This window comes from Flavobacteriales bacterium (assembly GCA_025210295.1).
GTDB lineage: Bacteria > Bacteroidota > Bacteroidia > Flavobacteriales_D > Parvicellaceae > S010-51.
The window spans coordinates 70,641-93,710 of record JAOASC010000031.1 but is presented as its reverse complement, the minus strand read 5'-3'; the positions used below and the strand labels follow the sequence as shown (position 1 = coordinate 93,710).

15 protein-coding genes are annotated in these 23,070 nt (G+C 35.3%); 12 read left to right on the top strand and 3 right to left on the bottom strand.

Going from position 1 to position 23,070, the window contains the following annotated elements; all coding sequences use genetic code 11:
• Positions 1–175: 175 nt before the first annotated feature.
• From N4A35_10010 to N4A35_09955, 12 genes are all read left to right on the top strand, one after another.
• The gene (locus N4A35_10010; GenBank protein MCT4581740.1) at positions 176–709 is read left to right on the top strand and encodes a DUF308 domain-containing protein; all 534 of its coding nucleotides are present in this window, start codon (positions 176–178) and stop codon (positions 707–709) included.
• Complete coding sequence (gene speD, locus N4A35_10005; GenBank protein MCT4581739.1) at positions 710–1,084, top strand: adenosylmethionine decarboxylase; 375 nt, start codon at positions 710–712, stop codon at positions 1,082–1,084.
• A gap of 1 nt (position 1,085) precedes the next feature.
• On the top strand, positions 1,086–1,838 hold the full coding sequence (locus N4A35_10000) for a DUF4178 domain-containing protein (protein ID MCT4581738.1): 753 nt from the start codon (positions 1,086–1,088) through the stop codon (positions 1,836–1,838).
• Between the two features lie 43 nt (positions 1,839–1,881).
• Positions 1,882–2,394: a DUF4178 domain-containing protein gene (locus N4A35_09995; GenBank protein MCT4581737.1), complete on the top strand. Its 513-nt coding sequence runs from the start codon at positions 1,882–1,884 to the stop codon at positions 2,392–2,394.
• Positions 2,395–2,396: 2 nt separating this feature from the next.
• Positions 2,397–3,275: a DUF350 domain-containing protein gene (locus N4A35_09990; GenBank protein MCT4581736.1), complete on the top strand. Its 879-nt coding sequence runs from the start codon at positions 2,397–2,399 to the stop codon at positions 3,273–3,275.
• 14 nt (positions 3,276–3,289) lie between these two features.
• Positions 3,290–4,840, top strand: a complete 1,551-nt coding sequence (locus N4A35_09985; protein MCT4581735.1) for a polyamine aminopropyltransferase — start codon at positions 3,290–3,292, stop codon at positions 4,838–4,840.
• 141 nt (positions 4,841–4,981) lie between these two features.
• Positions 4,982–5,377, top strand: coding sequence for a YbjN domain-containing protein (locus N4A35_09980; GenBank protein ID MCT4581734.1), 396 nt, complete (start codon positions 4,982–4,984; stop codon positions 5,375–5,377).
• An 8-nt stretch (positions 5,378–5,385) separates the two neighbouring features.
• The gene (locus N4A35_09975; GenBank protein MCT4581733.1) at positions 5,386–6,039 is read left to right on the top strand and encodes a DUF1449 family protein; all 654 of its coding nucleotides are present in this window, start codon (positions 5,386–5,388) and stop codon (positions 6,037–6,039) included.
• Between the two features lie 23 nt (positions 6,040–6,062).
• Positions 6,063–8,207 (top strand): flotillin family protein, encoded by a 2,145-nt coding sequence (locus N4A35_09970; protein ID MCT4581732.1) that lies wholly within the window; start codon positions 6,063–6,065, stop codon positions 8,205–8,207.
• 187 nt (positions 8,208–8,394) lie between these two features.
• A complete protein-coding gene (locus tag N4A35_09965; GenBank protein MCT4581731.1) occupies positions 8,395–13,278 on the top strand; it encodes a DNA repair ATPase in 4,884 nt (1,627 codons plus the stop codon).
• 27 nt (positions 13,279–13,305) lie between these two features.
• Positions 13,306–13,917: a hypothetical protein gene (locus N4A35_09960; protein ID MCT4581730.1), complete on the top strand. Its 612-nt coding sequence runs from the start codon at positions 13,306–13,308 to the stop codon at positions 13,915–13,917.
• A complete protein-coding gene (locus tag N4A35_09955; protein MCT4581729.1) occupies positions 13,889–14,452 on the top strand; it encodes a hypothetical protein in 564 nt (187 codons plus the stop codon). Before N4A35_09960 ends, N4A35_09955 begins: the two co-directional genes overlap by 29 nt.
• A gap of 38 nt (positions 14,453–14,490) precedes the next feature.
• Here the strand turns inward: N4A35_09955 and N4A35_09950 are convergent, their stop codons facing one another.
• Genes N4A35_09950 through N4A35_09940 form a run of 3 tightly spaced genes read right to left on the bottom strand, consistent with a single transcriptional unit; the run spans position 14,491 to position 23,029 of the window.
• Complete coding sequence (locus N4A35_09950) at positions 14,491–18,279, bottom strand: T9SS type A sorting domain-containing protein (protein ID MCT4581728.1); 3,789 nt, start codon at positions 18,277–18,279, stop codon at positions 14,491–14,493.
• Positions 18,279–20,639, bottom strand: a complete 2,361-nt coding sequence (locus N4A35_09945) for a PKD domain-containing protein (protein ID MCT4581727.1) — start codon at positions 20,637–20,639, stop codon at positions 18,279–18,281. Before N4A35_09945 ends, N4A35_09950 begins: the two co-directional genes overlap by 1 nt.
• Positions 20,640–20,644: 5 nt before the next feature.
• Positions 20,645–23,029 carry a PKD domain-containing protein gene (locus N4A35_09940; GenBank protein ID MCT4581726.1) on the bottom strand — a complete coding sequence of 795 codons (2,385 nt, stop codon included), beginning with the start codon at positions 23,027–23,029 and terminating at the stop codon, positions 20,645–20,647.
• Between the last annotated feature and the right edge of the window lie 41 nt (positions 23,030–23,070).

The following is a 23,070-nucleotide window of genomic DNA, read 5'->3' as shown; positions in this document are numbered from 1 at the left end:
AACTAGAAGTCTAACAAACGCTATGGTTTGTTAGACTTTTTATAAAATGTTGCTGGAGCTGTTTTTAGATATTGTTGTTCATCTTTTTCCGGATTTTTTTTCGATAAAATTATTTTTCCGTTTTTTAAAATGATGAGCCGAATTGTTAAAAGCATTTGGAGTTACTTAAAGGTTGATGATAAAAAAAATAGATAAAGGATATAGTTTTGGTATTTCTCATAGGGTAACAGGTGCAGCTTTTTTAGTTACTGGTGGTTTTGCAGTAGTTTTAAGTTTTTTTGGTGGAGGTAATTGGGTCTCTCTTCTCTTTGGAACTTTTTTATTTGTAGCAGGTTCAATAATGCTGTTTGCAAAAGAAATGATAATAATTAACTATAAAGAGAAAACGTTTAAAAATCAATTAAATGTCTTTGGTGTAACATATACTAAGGAGAATGATTTGGTGAAATACAGGGATATAAGTATCATTTCTAAAAGGTATAGTTATGATGACAGTTATGATGATAACACCGAAAGTTATTACGAAACAGGAGGAGATTATATCTATAAACACGATCTTGTTTTTCTAACTCCAAAACATTTAGGAAGGTTATTAATAAGTCAGTTTGATGACTACGAAGAAGCTTTAGAATTAGGTAAAGTGGTGGCAAAATATACTGGGAAACCTTTAGTGAAATATTCTCCCCAACGAATTTCAAAGAGAAGATAAATGCAGACGCTTGGTTTTCATACATTAATTGAATTACATGGTTGTGATGCTAAAAAAATCAATGACACAGCTCTTGTAGAAAAAACGTTATTAGAAGCTGCGAAAATCGCCAGTTTATCTGTTGTGAATACAACAATACATCATTTTAACCCAATTGGGGTAAGTGGGGTTATTGTGATTAAAGAAAGTCATATAGCCATTCATACTTGGCCAGAATACAAGTATGTAGCATTAGATTTTTTTACATGTAATGAATCTTATGAATTAACAGAGGCATTAGCGTATATTAAAACGATATTTGAAGCAGAGATAATGGAGTTAAAAGAAGTAAAAAGAGGAACAATTAATCAATTAACCCCAAGTTTTAACAAATAATATGAGTGATTCATCTTTCGAACCAAAATTAACAGAGCTTAAAGTAGGCTATACGTTTGATTACAATCTAAAAACATGGATTGTAGAAGAGGTATATCATTACAAATGGGGGAATAATTTTACCAGCAAAGAATATAAAATATATGCTGGAGATGAAGAAGGGTATTTAGAGGTAGAGGATGATGGTGTATTAAAAATACTTTTTAGTAAAGAGATTGATATACCGCTGAAATCATCTGATTTTATACCTTATGCAGATCCTATACCAACAATTGGATATCAAGGCAAAACATATTCCTTTAATGAAAAATTTAATTCCGAAGCGAGAAATGATGAAGATAATTATTGGGAGTCATTTTATTTATGGGATTATTACGATAGTCAAGGAGAAGAATTTATTTCAGTAGAAAATTGGGATGGAGATATAGAAGCTTGTCATGGTCATAAGGTACAAGAGTTAGAAATAAGCAACGTTACACCGGGAGATCCGAATAGAGCTAGAGAAAGAAAATTACAACGTAAACACGGTTACAATTCGACCTACAAAGGAGGAGGGGATGATAATCCAACACCTGTTAAGATTATCCTTTTTATGATTATTTTGGTTGTTTTCATCGTCATCATGTCTAGAGGTTGTAATGGAACATATATTCATACAGGAAACTCTGGTAGATACCATCATGTTGGTGGAGGTGGCTGGTCTGGAGGTGGCGGCGGTGGATTCCGCGGTGGAGGTGGTGGCTTTGGAAAGTAAAAGTCATTGAAAAGAGCTTGTTTGAACAAAAAATAAAATTAAAATGTTTGGATTTTTTAAGAAAAAAGAGGAGCCGGTTGAGGCAACACTTCATAATTTAACTATTGGGGCTACTTTGGAGTATGATATGAAAAACTGGGTAGTACAAGAGGTTTACCACTACCTATGGGAAAACAATTTTAAATCTAGAGAGTATAAACTCAGCGATGGTAGTTCGGTGCTTTTTTTAGAGGTGGCTGATGATGGTGTATTGTATATGACAGTGCCAGCTGAAATCCTTAAGGTGGCACCTCGTTTTAAAGATGAAGTTTTAACTTATGCCTCCGTTCCTGAAAACTTAATCTATAACAGCGAGGTGTATAAATTAGATGAGGAAGCTTTTGGAGAGTATCAAAAAGAAGGGGCAGAAGGCTGGTCAGAATTAACTTCTTGGATGTATTGGAATGAAAAAGACGAGTTTATATGTATTGAACGATGGAGTAAATTTGAGTTTGAAGCGCATTTAGGAAAAAAGATCAACCCATTTGCAATAGATAAATTATTACCAGGAAATTAATTATGAACGAATTTTTTACAAATCCCGATAGTTATTTTGCAACATTTGCTTATACAATTTTAAGTTTATTTTTTTTAGTTGTTAGCAGGAAAGTTTATCAATTATTGCATAAAGAAATTGATATGAACCATGAATTGGTAGAACAAGATAATTTTGCTTTTGCTTTTGCCAATGTTGGGTACTTGTCGGGTATTGTGATCGCGTTGGGAGGTGCACTTACTGGAGGAACAACAGGTAATTTGGTAGACGATCTAACTGATTTTTCTTTGTATGCTTTGATTAGTATTATATTACTTAACTTGAGTATTGTATTGAATGACTTCTTGATTCTTAGAAGGATGAATCTAAAGCATGAATTAGTTGAAGATCAGAATGTTGGGGTAGGAGTTTTAGAGGCTGCAATTTCTGTTGCTACTGGATTAATTATATATGGTGCAGTATCGGGAGATAGTCACCATGATGTGATCAATGGGTTTTTAAGTACAATAATTTTTTGGGGAGTAGGAATGCTAATGTTTGTACTTTCAACTTTTGTATATAATGCAATATTAAATTTTAGCCTATTAGATGAGATTAAGAAAAATAACTTTGCTGTTGGAATAGCCTATTCTGGGGTAATTATATCGATCGCAAATTTGATAAGACATGGGATTCAAGGAGATTTTATTTCTTGGGAGGTTTCGGCTTATTCTATTTTGTATAACTCTGTTATTGCATTAGCCATTTTACCAGTTGTAAGGGTGGTGGCAGATAAGTTGCTGTTGCCAGGGCAAAAACTAACAGATGAATTGGTGAATCAGGAGAAGCCTAATGTTGGAGCAGGATTAGTAGAAGCGTTTGCTTATGTAGGATGCTCTATATTATTGGATTGGACGCTTTAAAAAAAGAAAATAAATTGAGCGTAGTAGATCAAACAAATAAACGAAAGTCGGCAGTTCTTAAAATAGCATTGTTTGCTACAGGAATAAGTGGTATTGTAGCAGAATATGTCTTATCAACGTTAGCTTCTTATTTTATTGGGAATGCTGTAGTTCAATTTGCTTTAATTGTGTCCACCATGCTTTTTGCAATGGGATTTGGAAGTCGGTTAAGCAAGTTGATAGAAAAAGAGTTGTTGGTTAAGTTTATTTACTTAGAACTGATTCTTTCCTTTTTAGTTTCTTTTTGTGCGTTAGCTGTATACATTACCTATGGGAGATATTCTCCAGTATTTATTTACGCCTTGTCTATTGTTGTGGGGTTATTAATAGGCTTAGAAATTCCTTTAGTAACAAGATTAAATGAGGAGTTTGAAGAGCTAAAAGTAAATGTAGCTTCAGTTTTAGAAAAAGATTATTATGGGAGCTTAGTCGGTGGATTGTTTTTTGCTTTTGTAGGTATGCCTTTTTTAGGATTAACATATACTCCTTTTGTCTTAGGACTGTTAAATTTTACAGTAGCATTGTTTACTTTTTTATACCTAAGAAAAGTAATCAGTGAAAAATATAGAAAAATATTAACGGTTTGGTTTATGGTTGTTGGAGTTGTAATTTTTGTAGGATTGTATTTTGCTAAACCAATAGTGTTGTATGGAGATCAAAAAAAATATCGAGATAAAATAGTGTTCCAAACAGAAACACAATATCAAAAAATAGTCATGACTCAATGGCAGGATAATTACTCGTTGTTTATTAATGGAAATTTACAATTATCCTCTTTTGATGAATATATGTATCATGAGCCTTTGGTGCATCCAGTAGTTAATGTTGTAGAAAACAAAAAAAGAGTATTAGTATTAGGAGGAGGAGATGGATGTGCAGTGCGAGAATTGTTAAACTATAAAGACATAGAAGAGATAACGTTAGTTGATTTAGACCCGAAAATGACAGAGCTGGCTAAGGAAAATGAGTTGTTTCTTGAGATGAATAAGGGAGCTTTAAACCATCAAAAAGTAACGATTAAACACGAAGATGCTTTTCAGTTTTTAGAACATAATAAAATATTGTATGATGTTATTATTATTGATTTACCAGATCCTAACAATGTAGATTTGAATAAATTATATACCAGAGAATTTTACTTCTTATGTAGTCAACGATTAACAAAAAGTGGAGCGATAATAACTCAGGCGGGGAGCCCTTATTATGCTAGTAAAGCATTTTATTGTGTTGAAAAAAGCATGCGAGCAGGTGGGTTTAATACATTGCCATTGCATAGTCAAATTTTAACCATGGGAGAGTGGGGTTGGATTATGGGAAGTAAACAGTATTCTTCAACAGCGCTAAAACAAAAGATGATTAATTTTGATTATGATAAACTTGATTTAGAATGGTTGAATAATGATGCTTCAAAAGCAATAACATTGTTTGGGAAGCCGATGGTGGATACTACAAATACAGCAGTCAATACCTTGTTTAACCCAGTGTTGTATACCTACTACAAAAAAGGAAATTGGAAAATTTATTGATTGATGTCGGGGGATGAAAAAAATGAGAAAAAGCACAAAAATTAATAAAATCAAACCGCAGAGTAGAAATGATGAAAAAAAGCTAAAACAAAACAAAAAAAGATTACATTTATAAACAAGAAAAAAGATAAAAATAAACCAATGAAGACACATTTCGAAAAGATAAAAAACTACTTAATAGAGTTGGAGCATAACATTACCTTTGAAAATGCAGATGACGAAGTTTTTGTAATCAATCAACCAGAGTTTGGATTGCAAAATTTAGTGATTGGATGTGCCAACCCCATATTGATTTTAGAACAATTTTTATTTGAAATAGATGCTTCAAATATCGAGGCATTGAAGTTTTTATTAGAAAAAAATAGAACAATTATTCATGGAGCGTTTACATTAGATGAAACAGGAACCAAAGTTATTTTTAGAGATACCTTGCAATTGGAGAATTTAGATCTTAACGAACTTGAAGGAAGTATAAATTCTTTGAGTCTGTTATTGTCAGAGCACGCTTCTGATTTGATTAATTTCTCACATCAATAAAAAGAACAATGAACGAATTAATAAATATTGTTTTTTCGGGAGTAAATTTTATCCCGACAACCCTTTTTGTGTTGGTACTGTTCTATTGGTTGATTGTCTTGATCGGAGCAGTTGATACCGATTTTTTAGACTTTGATGTAGAGATAGACGCTGACATAGATGTGGATGCAGATATTGAAGTAGAAGGGAATTCAGCCTCAAATTTATTTGCCTTAAATAAAATATTAGCCTTTTTTAATTTGGGTAAAATTCCTTTTATGGTGTTTTTAACTTTTTTGGCTATACCAATGTGGGTGTTGTCGGTAATGTCTAATCACATTTTAGGAAATACTTCATTCCTCCTCAGTTTAGCCTTGTTAGTTCCCATCTTTATTGTGAGTTTATTTGTTGCAAAAATCTTTACAACACCTTTTGTAAAACTATTTGCAGTATTAGAAAAAGAAAGTGATGAAGATGATCTTATTGGCGCTATTGGAGAGGTTCGATTAGGGGCTAGTTCAACTCAAAAAGGACAAGCAGATGTAATGGTTGGAGAGTCATTCTTTACCATTTTTATTAAAACACACGAAAGTGCAGCGTCTGTAAAAAAAGGAGATAAAGTTTTGGTCTTAGACCACATTAAAGAAGAGGATTATTTCCTCGTAGAAAAGTATAATCATTAATAAAAAATAAATAGATAAAAAACATGGATACATCAGAGTTATTTGGAAACGTTTTTGTAGTTGTTACAATTGTTATCGCAGTAGTCTTATTAGGGACTTTTGCAATTATTTCTAGGTTTTATAAAAAAGCTGCACAAGGGCAAGCTTTAGTGCGAACAGGTGTTGGCGGAACCAAGGTTTCGTTTGGAGGTATTTTAGTGATCCCCGTTTTACACAAATTAGAGATCATGGATATTTCCTTAAAGAACATTGTCATTGAACGTAGTGGTTCGGATGGTTTAATTTGTGCCGATAATATGCGTGCTGATATTAAAGTAGCTTTTTTTGTTCGCGTAAATAAATCAATAGAAGATGTGATAAAGGTTGCACAATCAGTTGGATGTGCTAGAGCAGCATCAAAACAAGCAATAATAGAACTGTTTGAAGCAAAGTTTTCTGAAGCTTTAAAAACCGTAGGAAAGCAGATCGATTTTGTTGATTTATACAACGAACGTGAAAAATTTAAATTAGCCATTATCGATATTATTGGAACAGATTTAAACGGTTACCGATTAGATGATGCAGCAATTGATTATTTAGAGCAAACAAATATCAATGCACTAAGTCCAAATAATATTTTAGATTCTGAAGGGATTAAGAAAATTACAGAGTTAACAGCTAAACAAAAGATTTTAGCTAATCAAATCCAAAGAGATGAGGAAAAAATCATCACACAGCAAAATGTAGAAACACGAGAAGCTATTTTGGAAATGGAACGTCAATTGGCTGAAAAAGAAGAGAAGCAAGCACGTGAAATTGCCAATATCAAAGCTAGAGAATCAGCTGAAATAGAAAAGGTTAATCAAGAAGAGCGTCTTAAAGCTGAAAAAGCTAGAATAGCTACCGACGAAGAAGTTCAAGTTGCAGAGGAGAATAAAAACAGACAAATTGTTGTAGCAGAAAAGAATAAAGAGCGAACAATGGCTGTGGAGGCCGAGCGTGTAGAAAAAGATAGAGCGCTTGAAATGAACGAAAGAGAACGTATTGTGACCTTAGCTCAAATTGAAAAAGAAAAAGCAATAGAGGTAGAACGTAAAAACATTCAAGAAACGATTAGAGAACGTGTTGCAATTGAAAAGACAGTTGTTGATGAAGAAGAAAAAATAAAAGATACCAAAGCATTTGCAGAAGCAGATCGTTTAAAATCGGTTGCAATTACCAATGCTGAAAAATTAGCTCAAGAGCAATTAGTTCAACAAATAAAAGCAGCCGAAGCATCACAACAAGCAGCCGAATATGAAGCAAAGAAACGTATTATAGATGCAGAAGCTAAAATGCAAGCAGCTAATCAAGAAGCAGAAGCAATTAAAATTTTAGCAGATGCCGAAGCTACTCAAAAAGCAGCAATTGGATTGTCGGAAGCTAAAGTGATGAAAGCTAAAGCAGAAGGAACCGAAGAACAAGGAAATGCGCAGGCAGCTGTGATTGAAGCAACAGCAGAAGCAGAAGCGAAAGGAATTGAGATGAAGTCAATGGCTCAAGCCAAAGCGAATACAAATATCGGTGTTGCAGAGGCTGACGTTATCAAAGCTAAAGCTAAAGCGCAGGAAGAAAAAGGCTTAACAGAAGCGAATGTAATGACTAAAAAGTTTGAAGCAGAAGCAAAAGGAATTGAGGAGAAAGCTGCAGCTATGAAAAAACTTGATGGTGTAGGTAAAGAGCATGAAGAGTTTAAGTTGAAATTAGCTAAAGAAAAAGAAATAGAATTAGCACAAATTAATATCCAAAAAGATATTGCAGCTGCTCAAGCAGAAGTGTTGTCAAGTGCTTTAAAATCAGCAAATATCGATATCGTTGGTGGAGAGCCAGTATTCTTTGATAAGATTATGGGAGCGATTTCAAATGCCAAAGCTATCGATCAATACTCAGATAAAAGTACTGTCATTAATGAGGTAAAAAATCAATTGATGAATACAGAAGATGGGAGTACTGTTGTAGATAAGATAAAAGGATTAATTGCTCAATCTGGATTAGGATCAGAGGATATTAAAAACTTTACCGTTTCTTCTTTATTGTTTAAGTTAATGAACGACTCACAATCGTCAAAAGATAAAGGATTGTTATCACAGTTAATTGAATTTGTTGCTAAAACAGGTTTAGGAGATACCAATGCCAAGGATTTGATGTAAAAATCATCAAATAATTTATTCAGCCCAGCAGTTGATACTGCTGGGTTATTCATCAAGAGAAAATCAATACCTTTTTCTATGTTTTTAATGGAGTTCATCGTGTGTTAATAAACAGGAGAAAGAAAATAGGAACTGTTCCTGAATACTTAACTGGACTAAAGAGGAGCAGACCAAGCAAGATAAAGCCATGGAGCGTAACGAAGAAATACAATTGGAGGGCGGTACTTACGAAATCATTAGGGATCGTTTATCTAAACATGGAAAGCAATTACAAGAGCAATTACACGCGTTAAATGTTGAACGTAAAAATGTTTTTGGAGCCATAGAAACAGCATTAGTCTCTACTGAGCGAATTACTACAGAAAACAATTGTTTACCTCGTGATATGGTTCCAGTTGGAGACGCCTTTATTTTTGGGTACAATGTACATATAGGCCTTCGAACTGAAATTAAGATCAGTGATGTTTTTAGTCTGTATGCGTATGCCGATCATAACTTTACTCCAATTGCGTATGATTTAATTAACGACGAAGCGTTTCAAACAGATTTTCATAATCTTTATAAGTATTATAAAAATGCAGAGTTTTTAAAGTTTGTAGAACAAGGTCCTTTCCTGTATTTTGTCTTTCAAGTAGGAAATTCTGTAAACGATGTTAAGGCATTTAAATGGAATGTTAAAGGCCAACAATTAATTTATGTTGATAACCGTTCTGAATACGAACTTGCATATCCTGAACAACATGAGTTTCAATGGATCAAAACAACAAGAGACCAGCATGTAAGCGGAGAACATCCACATATTTCTATCGAAGATCTTGTTTTTGTTGAAACAGTAGGAGGGGATTTAACAATAAAAATTGAAGACAATACCGCTTCAGGAAAAGGCATTTATACAGAGCCAGTAGCGAATAAAGACCAAACCTTAGACGATGCTTTAGTTTACTACGCTGTAGTTGGAAATCTAGTTGTTTTAAAAATACAACCCTATCAAGAAAAAGAGTTCCGCTATTTGGTTTTTAACAATAAAATCAAAACGGTTACACGGATAGATGCATTAGAAAAATCAGGAGTGTTACTACCAGACGACCATGGACTGATTTTTTCTAAAGGTTACTACCTGCAATCAGGGGAATATAAACTGTTCGAAAATCAATTAGAAAATATGATTTTCGAAAAAAGAATTGCATCACCCAATGGTGAGGATTTTCTTTATGTGTTTTACAATGAAGTGTCAGGAGTATATATCTTGTTAAGTTACAACATTATTGAACAGAAAGTAGAAACCCCTATTATTTGCCACGGTTATTCTATTTTTGACAATGGAGAAATGTGTTTCTTTAAGAATGATGATGAACAAAAAAAGCATCACGCGGTTCAAATTTGGCAAACACCATTTTTAGATCATAGTTTCGTTCCAGCAGAAAAAAACGATTCTGAATTACAAAAGATAGGAAATAAAGATATTGTTAAAGCAATGTCAGAATGTAATGAGGTGATTCGTTTGATTTACAAAGAAGATTCTTACGCCAATTTATACCTAGATATTGTAAAGGGAGCCAACGATGTCTTGGATACTTATCATTGGATTGATAGCATAACAGTAGCCGATATTCATGAGCCTTTAGTAGCGATTAAAGAATCAGCTTCCTCAGCTATTGATGAGTTTGATAAAGTTGTAAAAGTAAAACAACATACACTAGAAGAAACACAAAGAACACAAGAAATTGTAGCAAACTTATTGCGTGCGATTAAAATTAAAAACTTCGATTTAATTGATCATTTTGTTGAGGTTTTGGGAGAGATAAGAGGCGTTAGAGGAAGTATTATACAATTAAAAGAATTACGTTATGTTGAAGTTGATTTAGTAGAGGAATTAGATCAGCAAATAGCCCAACATCAAGAAGATATATCACAGCGTTGTGTTCAGTTTTTGTTAGACGAGAAATCGCTTGCTCCCTATTTAGTTAAGGTAGACGGTTTAAAAACAACAATTGGTCAATTAGAGAAAGTTGTAGATGCTAATGAATTAGAAAATAAAGTTTTAGCGGTTTCTGCTGAGTTGGAATTGTTGATAGAGATTGTTAGTAATTTAAAAATTGAGGATGCTACGCAAACAACTAAGATTATCGACGCTATTTCTGATATTTATGCACAGTTTAACCAAATCAATGCAGCACTTAAGAAAAAACGTAAAGTATTATTAGGACGAGAAGGAAAGGCAGAGTTCAATAGTCAAATTAAGTTAATTAGTCAAAGTGTGGTTAACTTTTTGGATATTTCTGAAACTCCTGAAAAATGTGATGAGTATTTAACCAAACTCATGGTGCAACTCGAAGAGCTAGAGGGTAAGTTTTCGGAGTTTGATGAGTTTATTACCCTGGTAGGAGAGAAACGTGAAGAAGTATACAACGCCTTTGAATCGCGAAAAATTGCTTTAATTGAAAGTCGTAATAAACGCGCTACTACACTACAACAATCGGCGGAGAGAATACTAAAAGGGATTAAAAATAGGGTAGCCAATTTTAAAACACCAGTCGAAATAAATGGCTATTTTGCTTCTGATATCATGGTTGGAAAAATCCGTGATATTATAGCGCAATTAATCGAATTAAAAGATGCTGTTAAGGCCGATGATGTACAAAGTCAGTTTAAAACCGTAAAAGAAGATGCGCTCCGACAGCTAAAAGATAAAACTGAGCTGTTTGTTGATGGGAAAGATATTATTCAGATGGGGAAGCATCAATTTTCGGTCAATACCCAACCGTTGGATTTAACCATTGTTTTAAAAAATGGGGAAATGTGTTTTCATTTAACAGGAACGAATTATTTTGAGCCTGTAACTAATCCAGAGTTTTTAGCAACAGAATCCGTTTGGGATCAAGCTTATATTTCAGAAAATAAACAGGTATATAGAGCGGAGTATTTAGCCTATCAAATTCTACAGAAACTAGCCATCAAGGAGCCCGTTTCTGAAACTGAATTTTTAATGCTTGAAGAAAAAGAGCAATTGGCTATTGTGCAGCAGCTAATGGCTAGTAAATATGAGGAAGGCTATGCCAAAGGAATTCATGATGTAGATGCTCATTTGATTCTTAAAACAGCGTTAACTATAGCTAAACATGCTGATTTATTGGTGTATAGCAGTTATGAAAGAGCTTGCGCAAAGTTTTTCTGGGAAAAATATATTGATGTACCACAAAAAGAAGCGCTAAATGCTCGATTAAAAGCAGCAGGAGTTGTCATAGAAGTTTTCCCCGAAACCAATGAATTTAAACAGCTAAAAACAACTCTGGTTCAACTGATGGAGTCTTTTGTGATGGAAACCAACCTCTATACAGCGGCAAATATAACTGATGCTGCAAATTATCTGTTTGAAGAAGTGTGTCGAGGAGATCAATTTATCCTGAGTCAGGAAGCGCTAGAACTGTACGATCAGTTTAACCTCTATTTAACTAAAGTAAATGCAAAGAAAATATTCAATCAATCTTTAAATTCTGTTGATGCATCTGCAGTCAGTCAGATTTTGTTAATGCAAAATTGGTTAAATGCATATTTAGAAGCGACTCCAAAGAATATGCACTTAAAAGCTTATGTAGAAGAGGTTGCAATTTCAGTAATATCTTCAGATCAAGATAAGCCAAAGGTGATTAAAGTAAAAACAGGGCAGAAATTAACCGGTTTTCAAGGAAATCATACTGTCGTTGATGCAGATTATGATTTTGACTACAATCGCTTTTATGCAAAAATGTATGATTTTAAAACGGTAAGTGTTCCAAAGTTTGAGCAATACCAAACCCTAAAAAAAGAGATCATTCACGCATTTAAAGACGAGCTTCGTTTACATGAATTTAAGGCCAAAGTAATGACGTCGTTTGTCCGTAATAAACTGATAGATGAAGTGTATTTCCCATTAATAGGAGATAACCTTGCGAAGCAAATGGGAGCGGCTGGAGAGAATAAACGAACAGACCTTATGGGGATGTTATTGTTAATTTCTCCTCCTGGTTACGGGAAAACAACATTAATGGAGTATATCGCCAATCGTTTAGGTTTAGTGTTTATGAAAATTAATGGGCCAACTATCGGACATCAAGTTACTTCTTTAGATCCAGCTGAGGCGCCTAACGCAAGTGCAAAAGAAGAGATCGAAAAACTCAATTTAGCATTCGAAATGGGAGACAATGTTATGATCTATTTAGATGATATTCAGCATTGTAATCCAGAGTTTTTACAAAAGTTTATTTCTTTATGTGATGCGCAGCGTAAAATAGAGGGAGTTTACAAAGGAAAGAGTAAAACCTATGACTTAAGAGGGAAAAAAGTAGCCATTGTTATGGCTGGAAATCCTTATACAGAAAGTGGCGATAAATTTCAAATTCCCGATATGCTTTCCAATCGTGCTGATATATACAACTTGGGAGATATTACAGGAGGAAAAGCAGCCGTGTTTAATTTAAGTTATATAGAAAATAGTTTAACATCTAATCCTGTGTTACAACGATTGGTAGCCAAAAGTTTTAAAGATGTTTACGCCTTTTTGAAAGTAGTAGAAACAGGATCGCAAGAAGGGATCGCGTTTGAGGGGAATCATTCGGGACAAGAAATAAAAGAGTATACAGCCTTATTAGAAAAAGTAATTCAGGTAAGAGATACACTTACAAAAGTCAATGCGCAATACATTGCTTCGGCAGGTCAGGAAGATAAATACAGAACAGAGCCTCCGTTTAAACTACAAGGTTCGTATAGAGATATGAATAAAATTGTAGAAAAACTAGTTCCTATCATGAACGATAAAGAATTGCAGACCGTTATTTTATCGCATTATGAAAATGAATCCCAGACGTTAACAACTGGAGCAGAGGCAAATATGCTAAAATTTAAAGAATTGCAAGGGATGCTTTCTCCAGAGGAAGCTCAACGTTGGCAAGTAATAAAAGAGGTATATCAAAAGTCCCAAAAGATGAGTGGTCTAGGAGAAGATAATCAAACCGCTCAAGTTTTGTTGCAAATGGAAGAAATTACCAAGGGGCTTGGAGTAATCGCAAATGTGATTGGGAAAGCAAGCAGTTGAGTTGCGTAGGTTGAAAAAGAGTTATAGATGAGAAAAAAGATTTTAAGACTGACGTTGCTCTTGAATTTATGGAGTTTAATGCTAGTCGCTCAACAAAGTGAAACTTCAAATGAAGCCATAGTTTTAAATCCATCGCAGAAAAGTTTAGTATTAAATTATGCCGATAGCTTGTTTCAACTACTTCAACAAAATGATTTTTCATTTATAGACATAGACACTGCTAGCATGTCAAAAGATGAAAGAAAAGAGTGGGTAAATAGAATGACACAACATGCAAATTTGTATCCCAAATTTTTTCCTTACCTGGCACTCCAAAAAATAAGATATACTGCAACCGCTTATAAGTTTAGTTTTAATTGTGGTTTTTCAATGTTTCAAGAAGATCCCAATCCTAATAATCTTGCTAAGTATTATTTTGTTTTTACAGGAGAATTGGAATTAAATCCTGATGATAACTCCGTGAGTTTAAAGCGTCCTAAATTGATGACGACCCCTGGTGAATTAAGAAAATGGTTTTATCGTGTAATGTCCAATTTCAGATTTGAAGAAATACAGCGACCTCATAAAGGTCCGCCAGCTCCACCTTTTTTTGTTCCGGACTTTATGGAAGATGAAATACCAGCAAAATATAGAAAGTAAAAGCATAAATAACTTAGAAAAAGTGTATAAGCGCTATACAAAAGCATATATAGGGTGGGCTGTTCTTCTTTTTTTTTCCTCTTTTGGATTGGCTGCTCTAAATTTATACCTAGGAAGTATTGTTTTATTGGTTTCAATAGGACTATTCGTACATCAGAGTGCAATTCGCATAAAGGATGGCGAACTTCAAATTCTGTCTCAATTTATCGTCTTAAAAATATGGAGAAAATACCCGTTGGATACAATAAACAAAATAACATTAAGTTCAGTTGCTCAAATGGGAGGAGGTATAGCTAGTAGGTCTGGAGGAAGTTGGACAAGACATACCTATTGTTTCAATTTTTATTCTACAGCCTACAACAAGATGCCAAAATATTATATTCAGAATTATAGCAAAGGTATAGAAGTCTTGAAGGTAATAGCTCAGAATAACGCATCTATTGAATTAAAAGACTTTGTAAGAGAGGCACAACAAAAAGCTTTAAAAAGAAGAGCGCAGATTAAAAAGAAGCGGGAAAAAACAATTAATGTTTAGCTAATAGCTGCCGTCTAACTAAAAGGCTTTAGAAAACCTTATCGAATCACTTCAAACTTATACGTTTCTCGACCTATAGAGGAATGCAGTTCAATAAAATAAATTCCTGTTTCGAATGTGTGAAGAGCAATCGAAAAAGTATTGAGGTTGATGTTTTGCTTATCAACCAAGCTTCCTAAACTATTGTATAGTGTATAGTGTTGAATTTTATTAGGACTTTCTATCTTAAGAAAGTCCTTAGCAGGATTAGGATAGATTAAAGTGTTACTATAGCATTTTTCAGCTATTACATCAATGCTGTCTTCAACATGACAATAATGAAGATCTTCCAGTGAGACATATATTGTTTGAGCAGAATCTAAAACCAAACTAAAAGATTCTGAATAGATAGAATCATTCCAATAAAAAGTAATAAAATCACCATTGTTAGCTTGTTGCAGTATAACAGAGTTTCCAATGCAAAGCTCTTGCTGGTCTAAAACAATGTTTGATGGTTTTGGAGCGATAAAATCAATGGTTAGTGTATCAGAGTTCCAAATACAACCAGTTGTGTCTAATAACGTGTAAAAATAAGCCCCATCGTTAGAGATGAAGATAGAATCATTCATTGTGTTGGTGTTCCAAGTACTCGAATCAGAAGCTGCAAGAAGAAGTACTGGTGCATTATTGCAGAAATAAGGATTTTCCAAAACACTTATCGAAGGAGTAAAACGAGCGTGGGTAGAAATTGAAACGGTATCGGAGTAGAGTAGGCAATTATTGAGGTCATAAGCTGTATAATAAACTAAGCTGTCATCCACCCAATTCCCTTGTGTTGAAGAGCCATTGTACCATTCAATTTGAGAAAGGCTATCGTTGGTAGATACATAAAGGCTATCACCTTCACAAATGGTGAGCGGCTCATGATAATTTACATGAATTTCTTGAGTGTCAAAATAACTTATAGTTACAGTGTCTGATCTTGAAGTACAGCCATTCGTGTCAACAACAGAAACATAAACCAATCCTTCTTGAGTGGCATTAAAAAGACTATTTGTAGAGCCGTTTTGCCATTCGTAACTAACAAAAGGCTCGTTGACATTAATTTGCACTCCATTACCCTCACAAATTTCTACAGAGTCAGAAAGGTTAAGACTCACGTTTTGATTTTGAAAATTAGAGACAACAACTGTTACCGAATCGGAATAAATAGGGCAGCCTTCGATATTGGTTCCCGTTAGCCAGTAATCACCCGGAGTATTGATGTTAACAGAAGGCGTTTGTGCATTGTTGCTCCAGCTGTAATTGGCTAATCCAGAGGAGTTAATGTATAAAATAACTTCATTACCAGAGCAAATAATTGGACTTCCCAATATGTTGATAGAATAAGCTTGAACAGATGAACCAATAGTCACAGTATCAGATATAAATTCACAGCCGTTATTGTCCACAACAGTTGCCCAATAGTCCCCCGTTTGCTGAATATATAGACTGTCTAAGTTGGAACTGTTGTTCCAATAATGACCAGAGTAACCTATAGGAAGAGCCAATAATACAGAATCATTTTCACACAGAAATTCAGAGCTGTTTTGGATAGTAACTGTGTCAGAAAACACAATAACAGTTAAGGTGTCTGAACGGCCAGGACAACCATAATTATCAACTGTTTGTAAAAAATAATCACCAGGGCTTTTAATGGTGATGTTAGCTTGAGTATTGCCGTTGCTCCATAAATAATTGGAAAAACTGTTAATGCTATTAATGGTAACAGAATCACCCATACAAAAGCTAATGGTGTCATTTAATTCAGATAAATAAGTGGGATATTGAGGTTGGCAAATTTTAGATAAAAAACCATCAAAAGCATTTCCTCCATAATAAACTTGGTGAGCATTTGTTGTCGTAAAATTGTTGTTACTTCCTGTATTTCCACAATAGAAGAAACTTGAAGAGGAATTGATAGCAATAGCGTTTGCATAGTCATCCGAACTTCCACCTTTATAGGAAGTCCATTGATGCGTTCCATTGGTTGTAAAGTTGGTTAATAAAATATCGTAACCACCATTGGTTTGTTGTTGAAAAGAAGAAGAATCAACAGATAAGTTATTGCTTGTAGAAGCTCCAACAACCCAAATATTGTCGTTTTCAATGCTTAAATCGTTGAGGTAGTCGGTTCCATTTCCACCGTAATAACTGCCCCATAAATGGTTACCAAGCGTATCGAAAGCAACAAGCATACCGTCTTCATAACTTGCTTTTAAAGCTTGGTAAGCATTATTGTTGGCAATTCCAGCTGAACTGTTGGTGTATCCCGCTAGGTAAATATTTCCTTCAGAAATAGCCATGCCGTTGAATTTATCTTCTGAGATTCCTCCGTAATAAGTTCCAAACAAAGGTTGGTAATTGGAAGCACTAAGTTTCATTAGAAAACCATCCCAATCGCCACCTATGGTGTTTTGATGACTGTTCAAAAAGCTGATGTTGGTGAGAGCTCTTGTAGCACCAGCAATATAAATGACGTTATTATAGATTTCTATTGCATTTCCTTTTCCTTCTCCATTTCCAAGAAAAGAACTGTGTAGCAACTGTCCAGTACCAGATATTTTCGTAAAATAAGCGACTTCAGTGTTCGAAAAAGTAGCGTAATGAGCATCAGGTGTTAGGGGGTAATTGTTGCTTGCTGTATGGCCTGTAAAATAAATGTTGTTTTGATGGTCAGTGGCAATAGCGCTAATAAAATCATGATTGTTACCGCCAAAATAAGTGGCCCAGCTTAACGTACCATTAGTCGTAAATTTAGCGATGAAATTATCATCTACGCTTTGCAGGGAGTTTTGGTAAGCACCAGGGGTAGCAATACCATTAATGCTCATGGTGTTGCCAGATAAAATAATATTATCATTGTCGTCAATTGCTAGGGCGTATGAGCGTTCAAAGTCATTTCCTCCGAAGTAAGTTGCCCACAAACGATTTCCAGAAGAGTCAAACTTTGCGATATAACTGTCTACATTATCAATAAACTGTTGATGCGCACCAGTTGTAGCAATGTTGTTTAGACTTAGTGTGTATCCAGTCAATAAGATTTCATGATGGTGATTTAATACAATATCCTCAGCAAAATCTTGGTGAATACCACCGTAATATGAAGTGGTTTGTTCACTGTATGCTATTGGGTCTATGATTAAGGTTTTGGTTCTTTGAGCAGGGTAGCGCAGTTGTATCTTGGTGTTTTGACTAATGATGTTAAGATCTGCTAATAAGTTGTCATTTTCACCCTCCCAATAACAAGTGGGAAAACGTTCATTTAATAGTGTTTTTCCTTGGTTTAAATAAGAGATTTCTTGATTAAGGGTGTTGGGTTGTGCTCCTTTTACTTCGAGTGTAATAGTGTTGGGGGCCTGAGGAGCTACAATGTAATTATATTTTAGTTGCTGATCTGCGATAAAAAATTCAATATCTATACCATTCCAAACGTTTTTATAAGTCAATTTTTCAAACTCTTTTATTGTTTCTGTATGCTTATTGGCTTGGTAAAAATTATGCGTTCTATTTGTGGCTTTAGAAGGTAAGATTGAAAGGTTTGAAGAAAGGGTTTGAGGCCAAATCTCCACTCTATTAATTTGAACTCCATTTTGGTGTGGAGAAAAGATTTCGTAAGCGAAATGGTTAATGTAAAAATTAACATTGTAATGTGGGGTGACCAATGTGTATAATACATCGTCAACTGGGCTGTTATTTTGATTAGTGACCTGCCCTTGATTAGGGATAAAAAAAGCGTTTTGGGCATGATTACTCTTCAAAAAGAAGAGTAACAAAAAACAAAAAACGATGCTTTTAAGTATAGGCATTAATTGACAATTAATTTTTTAATAAGATGTGTCCCATCAATTCCAAAATCTAAAATGTAAATACCTTTTGAGTAACCGCTAAAATCATGAGAAATGGTCATTTCATGAGCGTCTTGAATGTTCTCTGAAAAGATTTTTTCTCCTGTGATAGAATAAATGTCGACTGTTAACGATGCATTTTGTTGTAAAAAGATAGAAGCATTAAAAAGACCGTTGGTTGGGTTAGGTCCCATTTGAATTTTATAGGCTAATTCTTCCACGCCAGCAAAGCCAACATAAACCAATAAAGTATCAGTTGCTGTACATTCACCAATAAATCCAGTTAGTATAACATGATATGCTCCAGGAAAGTTAAAGGTATGTACTGGGTGGTCAAGAATAGAAGTAGAACCATCTCCAAAATTCCATTCGGTGTAAGTAGCATTAGAACCAGTGTTATCAAAAGTAATTTGATCCCCAGTATTAATACTCGTAGTGTTAGAAGAGGCCATAACGCTAGGTGTAGGTCTTACAATTACAGGGATAGAAATAACCTCACTACATGCACCGTTATAACCAACAAGTTCAACAGTTGTGCTTTGCGCTAAGTTGAATGTAATTGAAGTCGTTGAATCTTCATTGTTCCAGATGTAATTATTGGCTCCATTGGCAGATAAAGTGACTTCGTCACCAGTACAGCCATTGATCGTACTTGGTATAGCTTCTAAATTGGTTGTAAGGTCAACAAAAACAGTTGAACTAACAGTGTCCTTACAGCCAAGATAGTCTGTAACAATGACTTGGTAGTTGGTTGTAGATGTAGGCGAAACGTTTTGATAGAATGTATTGCTAGATCCAGCGCTCCATTGATAGGTAAGGTTGGTTCCAGTGGCATTAACAAAAAGATTGATATTGTCTCCCAGACAGATGTTTTGATTTTGTGATATTGAGGCGTTTACTCCCCCAATATTGACGAGGGTAGAGTCGGTGTTACTGCATCCAAAAGAAGAGCCTATTACTTTAATATAAGCACCAGTTACCGGTTGTTTTACATAAAGATTTGCTGTGGTATCTCCAGTGTTCCATACATAGTTGGTAGCTCCAGAAGCCGTTAGAAGGATGGAGTCGTATGGGCATAAATCGATGGAGGGTAAAGAGAGGTTAACGGTAGGAATAGGATGAACAATAATGGCTACATTAGCGGTGTCCGTACAGCCGGTAGGATCAGTAACAACCAATTCATAGTTGGAGTTTTGAGGAGGAGAAACCTGAATTAAGGTATCAGTTCCTTGCCCGTTGCTCCATTGATAGGTGCAATTAGGTGCAGACGTTGATGATAAAATAGTAGCTACCTCTCCTAAACAGATTGCAGCAGTATCGTTGGATAAGCTTAGTTCTACACCTCCATTATTAATGATTTCTACAGGGTTTTCATAAAGGCACCCTCTACTGTCACGAGCTACAACAAAATACAAGTCATTGTCTAAGTCGGAAAACGTATTCAATGCTCCAAAAGTAGCTCCATTATCAATACTGTATTCAACAGGAGGAATAGCGTCAGTGATGGCGACATTGAAAGCTCCATTCATATAGTTGCAAGTTTCGTTGGTATGATTAGTAATAGAGCCGTGAATAGAATCTGCATCGACAAAAACAGGAACAGTTTCTAAACATCCTACGGCGTTGGTTACCTGAAAAGAGTAGGAACCTCCAGTTACGGTATAGGTATTGGTGGCTGTGGTTTGAGTGGTTAAACCTCCATCTATGGTGTAGTCGTAGCTTCCTGCGTTTGGAAAACTAACATTAATGGTTCCCATAGTTCCATCACATAATTCATTGGTAGTTGTAATGATCGGATCGATAGAGGAGTAACCTATATGAATCACAGAGTCGTCCATACATCCTACTCCATCTCTGATAACTAAATTATAATAACCAGAATCCAAGCCTTGAACAGGAGTGGAGCTTTGCCATGTAGTTCCGCCATCTATACTGTATTCATAGGTGTGGTCTCCATCTTGCGCCATAATGTTTACTGATCCAGCTAAGTAATCTTTACAGGTGGGAGATAAGGTTAATGTTTGTATTGAAACAGGCTTATAGTTTACTACAGATTGTAGCGTGTAAACACAACCAGAGGCATCAATTACCTGGATGGTGTACCCTCCAAAACCTAAATTACTGAATAGATTAGAGGTTTGATTTGGCCCTCCGTCAATATTGTATTCATAGGGAGCAGTACCTCCTGTTGCTATAACTTCTATGCTTCCGTTATTTCCTGCGCATGTAGGTTCGGTCACATTGGCAATAGCAGTTTGTGGGCATTGGCCAATGATTGCCTGAAACCAAAATAATCCAAATAGTAAATATAATAATCGCATCAATTCTATTTTAATAGGTTAATGTGCCCTCTTTTAGAATGGGATTCTCCAAAAATATCTATACATTCAATTCGGTATAAATAGGCGTCTTGCTGGGCTACTTCACCTTTGTAGGTCCCGTCCCAACCTTTGGTGATGTCGTTGGTGTAAAAAATTAGAGTTCCCCATCTATCGAAAACATAGTAGTTGTATCCTTGGTCCACAATTCCATAGCTTTTTAAGATTGCGAAATCATTTACGCCGTCGCCATTTGGGGTAAAAGCACTTGGCATATAAAGGTTTACAGTAGGTAAAATTCTAATGTTTTCATACGTTGTATCCTTGCAATTTCTGTTGGTTAAGGCAACTAGTTCTATGGTGTAAAGTCCCGTATCAGGATAGCTGTTTACTGGTTCGTAATCGAATGAAGTGTTTCCATCTCCAAAGTCCCAAATATAATTGATTGCTCCTGTAGAATAATTCAAAAATTCTATTTCTGGGTGATACATGTTTTTTTCTTCAGGATCAGGTTTAAATTGAGCTATAGGATTATGAAAGACCTCAAGATAATCTGTTAGTAATAAAGTATCTGAGCATCCTAAATCGTTCCGTGTAATCAGTTGTACATCAAAGGTAATGTCATCAGTGTTACTTTCGTTGTAAAAACAGCTACTAGGGTTTTGATCAAACGACTCTTCTCCGTTTCCAAATGTCCAATGTCTATTGACTATATTGGTTGCATTAGGTAGCGAAAAATCAGTGAAGTTTACGCATAAAGGAGAGCAACTTTCAGGAATATCGGCCATTAAATAGGTGGTAGGCTTTTTAAGTACAGTTACAGGGATTTCTATGGTATCTGTACAGTTGTGATTAGAGTGTACAATGAGTTGAGTATTGTATATTCCATCTGAACTGTAATTGTTGGTCGGGTTGGGGAAAGTAGAAGTGTTTCCATCTGCAAAGTTCCAATCGTATAAAGCAATTTGTCCGGAGCTTATTGAGGAAAGGTTGGTGAAGCTTGTTGGCGCTTCATTTTCACATTGTTGATCAGCAGAAAAAGAAGCAATTGGGATAGGATAAATCTCCACCGGTAAAGTGATGTTATCTGTACAACCATTGTTGGTCGTTACAATCATGGTAATGTTATAATTCCCAGGCTGGTTATATAGGTGAGCAGGGTTGTTTTCAGAAACATAAGCTGATTGATCACCAAAGTCGTAAATAGTTGTCACAATATCATCTGGGTTATCGACATAAGACTGATCAATAAAATTAATCTCATTATATTGGCAATCATTACTCGTCGCAAAGTTAGCAATTGGACTTGGGTTTACTGTAACTTGTCCTGTAGTTTCGCTTATGCAATCATAGTCGGATGTTGCTGTGAGTTTGATGTCATAGGTTCCTGGACGGTCATATAAATGCGATTCATGTTCGGAAAATCCAGAAGAAAAGTCTCCAAAATCCCATACCCAATTGATAATGTTTCCTGTGGCTATTGTGGTTTGATTCTGGAATTGAACAGGGTCATAAATACAACCATCTTGTATGTTGAATTGCATTTGTGGGTAGGGTTCTGCATATACAACAGCCACAGTTGAGTATTCTAATCCACAGTAGTTGGTAAGTTCTGCTCTGTAATATATGTCAACCATAGTGGAGGAGGGAATGTGAATGTCGGCTGTTTCTCCTACAAGATCAGTCCAAGGACCTGTGCTGGAAAGTGCACTTTGCCATTGGATGTCACCGTGATAGTCTACTAAATTAATTCTGGATGGATCACCTTCGCATACGTGCTCAGGAAAAGAGCTTGCTGTACCTCCAATAGGGTATTCAACAACTTCTACAGTCACATCAACAGTGCTTGTAATAGGACCACAAAGTCCATTGGTTAATGCAGTTACCGAATAGGTAGTAGTAGTTGTAGGGCAAACAGATATTGTTGAGCTTGAGCCTAAGCCGTTACTCCAAGTATAAAAGACTTGGTTACATGCGTCTGGTGTCGTAGCTGTTAAATCAATACAATCTCCAATACAAAGTATAGGATCTACCGGTGTTACATTGACCTCAAAAGCATCGCCAATGGTAAATTCATAAAATTGAGTCCAGCCACTTCCGCCATCTTTTGCTCGGAAACGGTAAACCTCTCCTTTGCATAGTGAGCTAATATCGATAACTTGTGCTTGTGGGTAGGCCTGAGGAGCGGCAGATGATTTAAAAATAGGGGCTGAGATTTGTAAAGGCAATAATCGAGTTCCGCTTAAACAAGAAATTTCGGTAGTAATTTTATAGGTACACGACCAAGGAATGTTACTGGTCCAATTTAGAACTAAATCTGTTCCAACAATTTGTTGATTGGTCAGCGTAGGAACAGCATAAGGACTACAAGCCCATGCTGAAAAATTAATCATACTAATAAGAAATATGCCCAGTAATCGATTCCTCATGTTAT

What these genes read in the sequence shown, in the direction of transcription:
- N4A35_10010 (MCT4581740.1), top strand. Translation starts at nt 176, where the DNA reads ATGATAAAAAAAATAGATAAAGGATATAGTTTTGGTATTTCTCATAGG.
- speD (MCT4581739.1), top strand. Translation starts at nt 710, where the DNA reads ATGCAGACGCTTGGTTTTCATACATTAATTGAATTACATGGTTGTGAT.
- N4A35_10000 (MCT4581738.1), top strand. Translation starts at nt 1,086, where the DNA reads ATGAGTGATTCATCTTTCGAACCAAAATTAACAGAGCTTAAAGTAGGC.
- N4A35_09995 (MCT4581737.1), top strand. Translation starts at nt 1,882, where the DNA reads ATGTTTGGATTTTTTAAGAAAAAAGAGGAGCCGGTTGAGGCAACACTT.
- N4A35_09990 (MCT4581736.1), top strand. Translation starts at nt 2,397, where the DNA reads ATGAACGAATTTTTTACAAATCCCGATAGTTATTTTGCAACATTTGCT.
- N4A35_09980 (MCT4581734.1), top strand. Translation starts at nt 4,982, where the DNA reads ATGAAGACACATTTCGAAAAGATAAAAAACTACTTAATAGAGTTGGAG.
- N4A35_09975 (MCT4581733.1), top strand. Translation starts at nt 5,386, where the DNA reads ATGAACGAATTAATAAATATTGTTTTTTCGGGAGTAAATTTTATCCCG.
- N4A35_09970 (MCT4581732.1), top strand. Translation starts at nt 6,063, where the DNA reads ATGGATACATCAGAGTTATTTGGAAACGTTTTTGTAGTTGTTACAATT.
- N4A35_09965 (MCT4581731.1), top strand. Translation starts at nt 8,395, where the DNA reads ATGGAGCGTAACGAAGAAATACAATTGGAGGGCGGTACTTACGAAATC.
- N4A35_09960 (MCT4581730.1), top strand. Translation starts at nt 13,306, where the DNA reads ATGAGAAAAAAGATTTTAAGACTGACGTTGCTCTTGAATTTATGGAGT.
- N4A35_09955 (MCT4581729.1), top strand. Translation starts at nt 13,889, where the DNA reads ATGAAATACCAGCAAAATATAGAAAGTAAAAGCATAAATAACTTAGAA.
- N4A35_09950 (MCT4581728.1), bottom strand. Translation starts at nt 18,279, where the DNA reads ATGCCTATACTTAAAAGCATCGTTTTTTGTTTTTTGTTACTCTTCTTT.
- N4A35_09945 (MCT4581727.1), bottom strand. Translation starts at nt 20,639, where the DNA reads ATGCGATTATTATATTTACTATTTGGATTATTTTGGTTTCAGGCAATC.
- N4A35_09940 (MCT4581726.1), bottom strand. Translation starts at nt 23,029, where the DNA reads ATGATTAATTTTTCAGCATGGGCTTGTAGTCCTTATGCTGTTCCTACG.